Origin of the sequence: Paraburkholderia caffeinilytica (assembly GCF_003368325.1) — a bacterium.
Taxonomy (GTDB): domain Bacteria; phylum Pseudomonadota; class Gammaproteobacteria; order Burkholderiales; family Burkholderiaceae; genus Paraburkholderia; species Paraburkholderia caffeinilytica.
The window spans coordinates 4,167,843-4,179,733 of record NZ_CP031467.1; the positions used below are offsets into that span (position 1 = coordinate 4,167,843).

Consider the following 11,891-nt stretch of genomic DNA (forward strand, 5'->3'; position numbering starts at 1 on the left):
CAACGGAAATATGTGATTAAATTGTGCGTTATTGGTGATGAATCTGATGGTGTCTTTAACGAGGCGGCAAGTGGACCTGAAACAACTTGAGCATTTCGTGGCGGTCGCCGAAGAACGGCATTTCACGCGCGCGTCGCGGCGCCTCAATCTCGTTCAGTCGGGGCTGTCGGCGTCGATTCGTTCGCTGGAGGAAGACCTTGGCGGGCCGTTGTTCATTCGCAGCACGCGGCGTGTCGACCTGACTCCGGCCGGCGAAGTGCTGTTCGACGAAGCGCGACGTGTGCTCGCGGCCGCGCGCGACGCGCGCCATGCCGTGACGCAGGTTCATGGGCTTGCGCGGGGCCGGCTCAGCATCGGTGCGATCCACAGTCTCGCGCCGTTCGTCGATCTGCCGGCTTCATTGGCGCTGTTCCGGGCCGCGTTCAGCGGGATCGATATCCAGCTGACGCTCGACGGCTCGCGCGCGCTGCTTGATCAGGTACGCGAAGGGCGCCTCGATCTCGCGTTCACGCAGCCGCCGGATGCGCTGTCCGACGATCTCGCCTTGCGGATGTTCGCGTGCGAAGGGATGGTCGTCGCCTGCGCGACGCGTCATCGACTTGCGGGTGCGAGTGAACTCACGTTGTCTGATCTCGGCGAAGAAACGTTCGCTGATCTGCGTCCGGACTGGAGCGTGCGGCGGCTTGTCGATCGCAGTTTTGCGGCTGCGGGGCTGCAGCGCTCAATCGCCTTCGAGGTCAACGACATACCCATGTTGCTCGAACTGGTAGCGGAGGGCCTGGCGATCGCGATGGTGCCGGAATCTGTCGCAGCAGAACGCGTTCGCGACACGCGTGGCACGCCGATCGCGACGGCAACATTTCGCGAAAGGGAGGAACCTTGCTGGGAGCTTGCGGCAGTCTTCAAGGGCAGCGCCAGCGAACCGGTCGCACCGATCGCGCGAGCCTTCCTTGATCTGCTCGGGTTGCCGGACGCGGCGGTCTGATGGAGCAGCCGTTGCTGCACCGGTGGCGGCAGAAGTTGGTTAAGTTCCGCACGGCGCAGTATGCTCACAGACTTGCAGCCGACCGCCGGTATCGAACAACCCTCAACGACTACGGAAGGACGCTGGGGGACTGCGTTCACCCAGAAAGCTAGTGCGCTCATCTGCTGATGAACGGACAAGAGGCATTGCCAACACCCATCACGCGATGGACTGCGATGCGGATGCGATGGTATCCCGCGCAGTGATCCGGAGATCAAGCGTTAGAAACCGAAGCCGCCTCCGTCGACGTTCAGCACCTGCCCGGTGATAAACCTCGCATCGTCCGATGCGAGGAACGCCAGTGCGCCGGTCAGGTCGTCAGGAAGCTCGGTACGCGGAATAAACTGGCGGGCGCACACGGCATTGAAGGCTTCGGCCGGCAGATTTGCCGCGCTGCCCGCGTGGCGTGTCAGACCCGGGGAAATTGCGTTGACGGTGATCCCATGCGCGCCGAGTTCGGCCGCGAGGGCACGCGTCAATCCGATTACCGCCATCTTGCTGCTGGCATACGCAGACATGCCCGGCGGCGGCCCCCAGACCGTGCTGGACGCCAGATTGATGATGCGTCCCCAGCGCCGCTCGGCCATGCCGACCGAGAACGCCTGAGCGAGCAGAAACGGCGCGTCGACGTTGACGGTCATGATCTGCCGCCACAGCGTGGCCGTAATCGACGCCAGCGGCGCCATCGGCATGAAGGCCGCGTTATTGACCAGCACGTCGACCTTGCCGACCTGTTCGAGGACCTGCGCCGCAAAGCGCTCGACATGAGCGGGATCGGCAAGATCGCAGGCGAACGTCGTAGCGCGAGCGCCGGCCGCGTTGATCTGCGAGGCCAGCGTGTCGCACGGTTCGCGGTCGGTCAAGACCAGTTCATGGCCGCTTGCCGCGAGGCGCAGCGCGAACGCCTCGCCCAGTCCGCCGGCTGCGCCTGTAACGACGGCCACGCGACCGTTGGGTTGATTCGATGTGGTCATTTCAATGTGTCTCCTGTCGACCTGAGTTGGCGCTTTAGCTGTCGATCAGAGTTCGCGCTCTAGTGCGTTACTCGGATCCCATGCAAAGCCGTATGTATTGTGAAAGCGTGGAAGGTCAAAGCGGTTCGCGCAGGGCTTGCTGAGCCTCGACCATCACGCGTGTGTGTTCTTCCCGCGAGCCACCGTCCTGCTCGATCTGCCCCATGCGGCCCGAGGCCGTGACCACCAGCCGTGCGCGGTCATAGTGGCGGCCCGCGTAAGCGATCAATGCGCCTTCTAGTGAATGGCGGCGCTGCAGTTCCTCAGCCAGCACGATGGCGCCCTCGACGGCGATCCCGGCGCCCGATGCCAGGTGCGGCGTGGTGGCGTGCACTGCGTCGCCGAGCAGCACGATACGCCCTTTGTGCCACGGCGCAGCGATCATATGACCGGCGAGCGGCCGGTACAGCACCCGGTGATTCCTGAGCGAACCGTCCAGCAACGCGGCGCGGAATTCTCCGATCGCTCCGCCGAACTCCTCCAGCAATCCCGCGAGCATCAACGGCCATTGTTCCGGCGCGATGAAGTCCGTTCCGTCGCGCTTGTCGAGCACGAACAGATAGCATTCGGTCGCGCTGATCGGGTTCATCCCCGCCTTGGTGGTCTTGCCCATGTAGATCGTCGAGTTCTCTCGCAGGCGCGGCACCACCGCGCGCCACGATCCCTGGCCGGTGAACTGCGGACCGGCTATGTCCGGCATCACAAGCTTGCGCACGGTTGAATTGACGCCGTCCGCGCCGATCACCAGATCGTAGCGGTCGCGACTGCCATCGGTGAAGAGGACGTCGACGCCGTCTTCATCCTGCGCGATATTTTTGAAACTCAAGCCAAGCCGGACGTTCGCGCCGGCATCCTGGGTGGCGTTGCCCAGGATATCGGCCAGCACCGTGCGCATGATGCCTGCGCCGCCCGGCAGATCGTCTGCGCCCACTGCGGGCGTGATCGGCACGCTGACGTTGACGTTGCCGTTCGCATCGCAGATATCGACGGCTGTCCAGGAGCCGCCGCGGCGCAATACCTCGTCGACCACGCCGACTTCGCGCAGGCTGCGTAGCGTTGGGCCGCTGATCGTGATGCCGGCGCCGTCCGGCGCCCATTGCGGATTGACTTCGACGAGATCGACGGCGATGCCCTGCCTGCGCAGCATGATCGCGGCACACATGCCGCCGATGCCGCCGCCAACGATCAGGACTTTCTTGACCAGTGCCATAGTATGTCTCTGTATGCGTGGTGGAATCGTCCGGTCAGGCGACCGAACCGCCGAGCTGTTCGGCCAGCCAGTCGGCAATCTGATTGCCGGCGTTCAATGGGTTGTCGAGCGAACTGTGTTCGACGCCGCCTTCGCGGGCCGTGAAAACAAACAGATCTTTCTTCGGACTATTGACGAGTTGCTCAAAGGTCTGATGCGCATACTTCAACGGGATCTGACGGTCGTTCTCGCCGTGCGTGACGAGAAAGGGCACGCGAATGCGGTCCAGCACGCCGTTCAGGTGCATGTGTTCGGCCCTGGCAAAGAACTGGTCCATATCCTGCACGCCGAATACCCACTGCACGTGTTTCCAGTAGTGAGGCACCGGATTTTCGCCTTCACGCTTCAGGCGGGCCTGCTGCACTTCGCGCCAGTCGTGGTTCGCGCCCCAGACTGCGCCGCACGCGAAGCGCGGTTCGAACGCCACCGCGCGCGGGCAGTAGTAGCCGCCCAGCGAGACGCCCAGTGCACCGATACGCTGCGGGTCGACTTCATGGTGCTGTTGCAGCCAGTCCACGATCGGTGTGGCCCAGACTTCGGTGTTATGCACGGCCGGCAGGTTGGCGAGGCGCAATGCCTCACCGGTGCCCGGCTGATCGACAAACAGCGCGGACAGCCCGCGCCGCGCGAACATCGTGCCCATCACGCTTTTCTGCAGCATCTCCTTGGTCGAATCTAGACCGTTCATCACGACCACGATCGGCGTGCGTTGTCCGGGCTGGAGACCTTCGGCGCGTACGTAGAGCGCGGACAGGTGCGTGTCACGATAAGGGATCTCCACGCGCACGCAATTTTCGCGGCTCAGCTTTCGGCCCTGCTCGAACAGTTCCAGCGAGCGCTTGTAGATCGCGAGGCGGGCCTCGAAACCATGTGCCTGCATTCGCTCGGCGATGCAGTAATAGAGACCGGCGCGGCCCAGCTTTTCGCCTGCAGACAGGGTGTGGCCGCGCGCCAGATCGTCGTCGGCTAGTGCGATCAGTTTGTCCGCGCCGCCTTTCCATGCTTCGTAGAAGGCCAGCGTGCCGGGGTCGTCGCCGGCGCGGGCCGCCTCCAGCAGGGGCGCACACATTGCATCCACCTCTCCGATGTTGCCGCCGTGGGTGAGGGCGATCATCGTCGAGAGGCTCCAGACGTAGTTGGTAGGGAAGTACTGGAACATGGTGTAGTCGTGTCAGGTATCAGTCGAAGATCGAAGGCAGCTTGGCGGGAATCCAGACCTTGCCGTTCTCAAGCCGTGCCGGCACCCTGGTGAGGTGCTGGCCGGCGCAGGGGCCGGCGAAGCAGTGGCCCGTGCGGATGTCGAAATGCGCCGAGTGCGCGTAACAGACGATGTGGCTTCCGTCGCCCGAGAGGAATCGGTCCTGCCGGTACTCCATCGGCCGATGCTCGTGCGGACAGTCGTTGAGCCAGACGAACACCTCGTCGCCTTGCCGCACGACGCATAACTGGTCATCGAGCCCCTGCCGCAGCAGGCCGCGCGAGCCGCCGTCAGGCAGATAGTCCAGCGCGCAGAGCACGCGTTCAGCGAACATCGTCATGGCGCTTTACTCGCCCGGCGCCCACTTGCCGCGAGCGTCGAACAGGAAAATCTGCGAATTGTCCGAGCCGGGATCGCAGGCGCGCGGCGTCCAGTTGTCGTCATGCAGGTCCATATCGGCGTCGAACTCGATGGTCGCGCCAAACGGGCTGTTGAAGTACCAGAAGTAGTTGCTGCCGAGAATGTGGCGGCCCGGCCCCCAGAAGCTCTTGTAGCCCTTTCTGACGAAGTTCCAGCCGTGCTGCAGCACTTCACTTGCCGAACCGAGGTGGAACGTGAAGTGGTTGCAGCCGATCATGTGATCGTTCTGACTTTCGATCATGAACAGCGTGTGGTGATCCTGTGTGCCGGCCGGGCGCATGAACGGACCCAGATGATTGAAGCGGTCGGTGACGATAAAGCCGAGGCGAGCGTAGAAGGCTTCGGCCTTCTGCGCGTCTTCGACGAAATAGACCACGTGCGAGAGCGTGCGCGGTTTGATCACGGCGTCGGGGTCGACGGCGCAGTCGTTGAGTGGGCGGCCGGGTGGCTGTCCCGGCACGTTGAAGCCGAGATAGCGCGCCTCGTACTTGTGGCGGCGCGTGACCATGAACGCGACGCCGAAGCCGGCGTCGTCGATGCAGTGCAGCGTGCCGTCGGCATCGACGCTAACCTCGCGGTCGGCTTCGAGGTTGGCCTTGATCGACGCGAGCGTATCGGCGTTGTCCACGCCATAGACGGTCTCGCGCAGGCTGGGTGTGGCGGCCTTCGGCGGCAACGGCGGCAGGCTTGGGTCATCGGCTGCGCGCATGATGAGGCCGGTGCCGTCGAGCGCGGTGAAGATGCCACCGCGCACCGGATCGTAGTCGACTTCGTCAAGGCCGTAGTCGAGCAGATACTGGCGCGCGCCGGCCATGTCGTCGATGCCGTCGATGCCGAAGACGAGGAATTCGAGTCCGACAATGTTCATGATGCCTCCCGCTGGGCCACCCCGAGGGAGGCATCGGCCCCCTCGGGGGGCAGCGAACGATAGTGAGCGTGGGGGTAGTTCATGAGTGGGTTCCTTTGTGATGTCTCAGCGTCAGGCGAACCGGTTAGTCCGCTTCAGTCCGCCATTGCTCGCGTAATGAGTTGATCGACGCTGCCGTCGTGGCGCAGTCCGAGACGCTCGGCTTCGGGCGTCAGCAGCGGCGGATAGGTTGCGAAGAGTCGCTCGATGAAGGGATCGGGCGCATAGGTCACGAGCGCTGTGCGGTCGGCGCCGAAGCGCGCGGCTAGCGCGTCGACGAGCTCGCCCACGGTCAGGCGCAGCACCGGCATCTGGTAGCTGCGGCGCGCGTTGAAGCGGTCGGGGTCGACCGTGGCCGCGTGCAGCAGGTTGTCGACGCAGGTGCTCACGGAAATCCACCAGGCCACGCCTTCGGCTGAAACCGGCACGGTGAGGGGAACACCCGCAGCCAGTTTCCAGAACAGCAGGCTCATGAACGCGGACATCATGCCCGTGCCATCGCCCGGTCGCGCGACGACTCCTGGCAGACGCAACGAGCAGCCCTGCACCCAGCCGAGTCGCGATGCGTCGGCGACGAGCGCTTCTCCCATCAGCTTGTGCGCGCCGTAGCTCAATGCCGGCGCGGGCAGGGTCTGTTCATCGACGGTCGCAGGCAAATGCTCGCCATAGACCGCTACGGTGCTGGCGAACACAAAACGTGGTGCGTGTGCCTGGCTGCGCAGATCTTCCAGCAACCCGAGTGTTGCATCGAGGTTGATCGAACGGCCGAGCGCGTAGTTCTTTTCCGCAGCGCCACCGGGGATGCTCGCAAGATGGAACACTGCATCGACAGGGGCCGCGTTGGCATTCGCGCGAACTGCAGCGTCGGCGATACTGCCAGGCAGTTGCACGACGCGTGAATCGGCGGGCGGGGCATCGAAGCCGACGTCCATCAACGTGAGCCGCGAGACAGGCTTTCCGCCGAGGCCCTCGGACAGCAGACGCCTGACCAGCACCCGCCCGACGAAGCCTTGCGCTCCGGTCACGACAACATGAGTCATTTGGCGCCTCCCTTGCGGAACGGCAGCGAGGCGAGGAACGCGAGACGCGACGCCCCAAGCATCTTCAGTCCAGCTCGCGCCGATGAGGCATCGAGACGGGCTTCCATCGGCATCGTGCCGAAGCTCTTGCCCTTGATGACGAGTTCGTCGCCGACCCGTTCGAGCGATTCGACGTGCATCAGTTCTTCATCGGCGGGGCCGCGCAGCACCATACCGGTCTTCTTCGCGGCCGCCACCGTAGCGGGCACGCCCGTGTCCTGCCGCGCGCCTGCCGCGACACTGCTGAAGTCCATGCCGAGCTGTTCGAACATCCTGATCGCCGTGGCGCGGCCCGCGCCGTAGACTCCGCCGCCGGGGTGCTGGAACGGGCCTGCGAGGTACAGGCGCTCCACGCCCGGCACCGTGAACTGGCCCAGATCCGGCGTCGGTCGATGCCCGGCACTCTGATAAAAATACGGCGCCACGCCGTGCAGATCGCCGCGCATCATGCTGTTCGGACTGGACCGTTCGAGATCCACCGGGCTGACGATGCTGCGGGCGACAATGTTCTCGCTCGTCAGGTTCGAGACGAACTTGCGATAGTGGGCGAGCGACAGATCGCCGATTTCTTCCTTGAATTCGTCCCAATGCTGACCTGCCCAGCGCTTGTCCTTCACGTTGTACGGCGCGAACGTGATGCCATGGAACATGCCGGCGCCAGCCGGTACGCGGGTCTTGTCACCGATGCTTTCGTCGCCGCCGGCGCACAGGCGCCGCTCGGTAATCAGGCCGCGCTTCAGGTCGTCGAAGTCGGCCAGCATCTCGTCGAGACTGTCGGTCGCCATGAACTCCAGCATCGTCGCGTAACCCACCTCTTCGCCGGCGTGGTAGCGCGCGTTCTCCTTCAGGTCGTAGTGGCTGACCATGATCGAGAAAGGCGCGAGCGTCGCCCGCTCGGCACGCTGCAAGACGGGCTCCGGCACGCCTTCGACAAACTTGCGGATCACATGCGGATGGATTGCGCCGATCACCGCATCCTTCGCGATGATCTGCTCGCCGCTCGCCAGTTGCACGCCCGTGGCACGGCCCGCGCTCGTGAGGATTTTCGCGACTTCGGCGTTGCAACGCACTTCGCCGCCATACGATTCGATACAGCGCACGAGCGATTCGGTCAGCTTGCCGCTACCGCCGACGGGCTGCGAGACCCCATAGGTGTGGATGATGCCGGGCATCAGCAGCACGCCCATGCCGGTGCCCAGTTCATTGGGCGCCTGCAGGTTCTCGCTGACGAGCCGCAGCAGGTGAATCTTGATCTTGTCGCTTTCATAGAGCTGGTTCACGAGGTCCAGGCAATCCCGGTTCATGTAATCCAGCATCAGCCGCCCTTCGTCGCTGCGGTCGAGCATCGCGACGAGTTCGCCGAGCGGCGGCGGGGGAGAGTAGAGCCCCGGCATGAAAACCTGCAGGATCTGCTGGCTCATCTTGACGAAGTTGCGATAGGTCTCCGCATCCTTCGGCGACACCTTGGCAAAGCATTCGCAGGTCTTGTCGATGTCCTTGTAAGTGAAGAGCGCCGACTGGTCCGGGAAGATCGTTGCGTGCGGCACGGGCGAGTAGTGGTAGTTCAAGCCGTGTTTCGAGAGCAGCCCCAGTTCGTCCTGGCGCAGCATCGGATTGCCCTGAATCATGATGTGCACGCTCGAGTGCTCGTCATGCCAGTAGCCTGGCGTGTTCAGCTCGCGTGTGCTGACGCCGCCGCCCGGCCACGCCTTGCGTTCGAGCACCAGCACTTTCTTGCCTGCTTTCGCGAGATACGCGGCGGCGACGAGGCCGTTATGGCCCGCGCCCATCGCGACGATGTCGTAAGTCTGGCTCATGTGCGTACTCCTGCCTGAACGGTCTGCACTGCCTGCACGAACCGATGATCGATCGCTCCGAATAGGGATTGGCCGTCGCGGTCCAGCATCTCGAAGCGCAGACGCTCGCCGAAGCGCAGCCACGGTGTTGACGACTCACCGGTTTCGATCGCTTCGATCGCGCGCTGTTCGGCGAGGCACGCGGACCCGGCGCTGCGGTAGTCGAGGTTCGAAAAAGTCCCTGAGCCGATAATCGTGCCGGCGCGCAGGTTACGGTTGTAAGTGATGTATTCGATCAGCTCGTGAAAGCCAAAACTCATTTCGCGGCCGTTCGGGTGACCGAAGGGTTCGCCGTTGCGCTGGACATTCATGTCGAGATGCACGCGTCCGTCCTGCCATGCATCGCCGAGCTCGTCCGGCGTGAGCGCAACGGGAGCAAAGGCCGTCGCCGGCTTCGCGAGAATGAAGCCGAAACCCATCCCGAGTTCGCGGAACAGATGCTTGCGCATGCTGACGTCGTTGAAGAGCACGAGTAGCCGGATGTGCGAAAGCGCGTCGTTTGCCCGCGTGCCGATCGGCGTGTCGCCGAGTACGACACCGACCTCTCCCTCGAAGTCGCAGTTATCCGCTTCGTTGGGGAACGGGTAATCGTCGTGCGGCCCGGCGAAATCGTCGCCCTGACGCTGGATCAGAATGGGAATCGAGGCGTCCGACTTCTTCTCGGGATGGTAAGCCTGCGTCATGATCCGGCCGTGGTTCAGGAAGGCCGAAGCGTCGATGAACTGATGGGTGCGGGGCAGCGGGGCAGTGCACGCGTACGGGTCGAAGCTGAACGCTTCGGGTGCGCGCCCGCCGTTCAACGCGTCGTACAGCGCAGCTAATGCAGGCTGGGTGCGCTCCCAGTCGTCCAGCGCGGTGCGCAGATTCGGTACAATGGCGCCAGCGCTGACCGCGAGACGCAGATCGCGCGACACGACGATTAGCACTCCGTCAGGATGTTTGCCTCTAAGCGATGCGAGTTTCATTGTGTCTGTCTCCTTTGTCGACCGGAGTTAGCGCTTTAGCGCTTAGTCCGGTCCCATGCAAAGCGGTCGACCGGAGTTAGCGCCTACTCTGGTCCCATAGCGCTTACTCCAGTCCCACGTGTTATCTAAGCGGACGGCCGCCGTCGACGGGCAGCACACATCCGGTGGTGAAGCGCAGGTCGCGTATCGCGGCGAGCACGGCGAACGCGATCTCTTCGGGCTGCGCCAGGCGGCCGAGCGGCGTGCGGCTCGCCTGCTCGTCGCGCCAGGCCTGGTCCATCGATTTGACGAATTCGGTATCGACCAGACCAGGCGAAACGGACACCACGCGGATCGCCGGCGAGAGTGCACGCGCGAGCGACTTCGTCAGGTTATCGAGCGCGGCTTTCGACGCGCAATAGATCACGTTGCTGCCCATCGCGGTCTGCGCGGCGATCGACGAGATGTTGACCACCACAGCGCCGCCTGGCAGGTCGCTGCATTTGAGCAGACGCGCCAACGCGCGCACCATCGCGAAGGGACCGCGCACGTTGGTGGCGAGGACATCGTCGATTAGCGCGTCATCCAGACCGTCGAGATCGTCGTGCGCGACGAAGCGGGTCGTGCCTGCACAGTTCACCAACACGTCGCAACGCCCGTAGCGAGACTCGATGTCGTCAGCGAGACGGGCTAGCGCGGCACTGTCGGTGACGGGCGCCGCTAGCGCGCAGTGCCCCGTTCCGGGTAGTTGTTCGACCAGCGCCTGGGCTGTGCCGGTCGAGCTGCGATAACCGGCGGCGACGCGAAAGCCCGCTTGCGCAAGCGCGTGGCAGATCTGCGCGCCAAGGCCGCCGGTTGCGCCGGTGACGACGGCGACCGGGTGTGCGTCGGGAGCGGTGGTCGGCATCATGTCAACCCTGCTTGCCGAGACGCCGCACGCGGATGTCGGCCTGTTCCTTGTGGCCGGAGAAGTGCTCGAGCGCACAGAGCCGCGAGCAGACTTCGCCGATCTTCACCGAGGCTTCATCGGTCAGGATGCGCTGGTAGCTATGCGTCTTGATGAACTTGCCGACCCACAGGCCCCCCGTGTAACGGCCCGCGCCCATCGTCGGCAGCGTATGGTTCGTGCCGATCACCTTGTCGCCGTACGAGACGTTGGTGCGGTGGCCGAGGAACAGCGCGCCGTAGTTGGTCATGCGATGCAGGAACCAGTCGGGGTCGCGCGTCATCACTTGCACGTGCTCGGAGCAAAGACGTTCGGCTTCCTGCAGCATTTCTTCGTCCGTTTCGCACAGAATGATTTCGCCATAGTCGCGCCATGCGACGCTGGCAACCGGCGCCGTGTCGAGGCGGGCCAGCACCGTTTCGATTGCGGCCGGCAACTCCGCGGCGATTTTTTTGCTCGTGGTGATGCAGTAGGCCGGCGAGGTCGGACCGTGTTCGGCTTGGCCGAGCAGATCGACGGCAACCAGTTCCGCGTCGACCGAGTCGTCGCAGATCACGAGTGTTTCGGTCGGGCCGGCAAACAGGTCGATGCCGACGCGGCCGTACAACTGACGCTTGGCCTCCGCGACAAACGCGTTGCCGGGGCCAACGATCATATCGACCGGCGCGATGTGTTCCGTACCGATCGCCATCGCTGCGACACCCTGCACGCCGCCCATCACATAGATCTCGTCGGCGCCCGCGAGCGCCATGGCGGCGATGATTTCCGGCGAAGGTTTGCCATCGAACGGCGGCGCGCAGGCGATCACGCGTTTTACGCCCGCGACTTTTGCTGTCAGCACGCTCATGTGCGCCGACGCGAGCAGCGGATACTTGCCACCGGGAATGTAACAACCCACTGAATTGACGGGGATGTTCTTGTGACCCAGCACGACCCCCGGCAGCGTTTCCACTTCGACATCGCGCAGCGACAGCAACTGGACCTGCGCGAAGCGGCGGATCTGAGCCTGCGCGAACTTGATGTCTTCAATGGCCTGCGGGCTAAGCGAATCGATGCAGGCCTGAATTTCCGCGTTGGTGAGGCGTAGCGACGGCGGATTCCATTTGTCGAAGCGTTCCGAATACTCACGTACGGCCGCTTCGCCGCGCTGTTCGATGTCAGCGATGATCTTTTCGACCGTCGCGCGCACTTGCGCCTGGTTGTCTGCTTTCACCTGGGCGCTCTGGCCGGCCTTGATGTAGTCGATCATGTCGGT

Annotated in this window: 11 protein-coding genes; 1 reads left to right on the forward strand and 10 read right to left on the reverse strand. The window is 63.8% G+C overall.

Annotation, left to right across the window (positions count from 1 at the left end; all coding sequences use genetic code 11):
* The first annotated feature begins 70 nt into the window (after window positions 1-70).
* Window positions 71-985, forward strand: a complete 915-nt coding sequence (locus tag DSC91_RS34905; RefSeq protein WP_115783016.1) for a LysR family transcriptional regulator — start codon at window positions 71-73, stop codon at window positions 983-985.
* 260 nt (window positions 986-1,245) lie between these two features.
* On the opposite strand, the gene DSC91_RS34910 is transcribed toward DSC91_RS34905, so the two are convergent.
* The 10 genes from DSC91_RS34910 to hisD form a co-directional block, all read right to left on the reverse strand.
* A complete protein-coding gene (locus DSC91_RS34910; RefSeq protein ID WP_115783017.1) occupies window positions 1,246-1,998 on the reverse strand; it encodes an SDR family NAD(P)-dependent oxidoreductase in 753 nt (250 codons plus the stop codon).
* A gap of 115 nt (window positions 1,999-2,113) precedes the next feature.
* On the reverse strand, window positions 2,114-3,247 hold the full coding sequence (locus DSC91_RS34915; protein ID WP_115783018.1) for an FAD-dependent oxidoreductase: 1,134 nt from the start codon (window positions 3,245-3,247) through the stop codon (window positions 2,114-2,116).
* Window positions 3,248-3,281: 34 nt separating this feature from the next.
* Window positions 3,282-4,445, reverse strand: a complete 1,164-nt coding sequence (locus tag DSC91_RS34920; RefSeq protein ID WP_115783019.1) for an alpha/beta hydrolase family protein — start codon at window positions 4,443-4,445, stop codon at window positions 3,282-3,284.
* Between the two features lie 19 nt (window positions 4,446-4,464).
* Window positions 4,465-4,824 (reverse strand): Rieske (2Fe-2S) protein, encoded by a 360-nt coding sequence (locus DSC91_RS34925; RefSeq protein WP_208645757.1) that lies wholly within the window; start codon window positions 4,822-4,824, stop codon window positions 4,465-4,467.
* A 6-nt stretch (window positions 4,825-4,830) separates the two neighbouring features.
* Window positions 4,831-5,772, reverse strand: coding sequence for a VOC family protein (locus DSC91_RS34930; RefSeq protein WP_115783020.1), 942 nt, complete (start codon window positions 5,770-5,772; stop codon window positions 4,831-4,833).
* 134 nt (window positions 5,773-5,906) lie between these two features.
* Window positions 5,907-6,851 carry an NAD-dependent epimerase/dehydratase family protein gene (locus DSC91_RS34935; RefSeq protein WP_115783021.1) on the reverse strand — a complete coding sequence of 315 codons (945 nt, stop codon included), beginning with the start codon at window positions 6,849-6,851 and terminating at the stop codon, window positions 5,907-5,909.
* Window positions 6,848-8,707, reverse strand: coding sequence for a phytoene desaturase family protein (locus tag DSC91_RS34940; RefSeq protein WP_115783022.1), 1,860 nt, complete (start codon window positions 8,705-8,707; stop codon window positions 6,848-6,850). The genes DSC91_RS34935 and DSC91_RS34940 overlap by 4 nt, the downstream gene beginning before the upstream one ends.
* Window positions 8,704-9,711, reverse strand: coding sequence for a fumarylacetoacetate hydrolase family protein (locus DSC91_RS34945; protein WP_115783023.1), 1,008 nt, complete (start codon window positions 9,709-9,711; stop codon window positions 8,704-8,706). Before DSC91_RS34945 ends, DSC91_RS34940 begins: the two co-directional genes overlap by 4 nt.
* Before the next feature lie 121 nt (window positions 9,712-9,832).
* Window positions 9,833-10,600 carry an SDR family NAD(P)-dependent oxidoreductase gene (locus tag DSC91_RS34950; protein ID WP_208645758.1) on the reverse strand — a complete coding sequence of 256 codons (768 nt, stop codon included), beginning with the start codon at window positions 10,598-10,600 and terminating at the stop codon, window positions 9,833-9,835.
* Window position 10,601: 1 nt separating this feature from the next.
* Window positions 10,602-11,885 carry a histidinol dehydrogenase gene (gene hisD / locus DSC91_RS34955; protein WP_115783024.1) on the reverse strand — a complete coding sequence of 428 codons (1,284 nt, stop codon included), beginning with the start codon at window positions 11,883-11,885 and terminating at the stop codon, window positions 10,602-10,604.
* Window positions 11,886-11,891 lie beyond the last annotated feature (6 nt).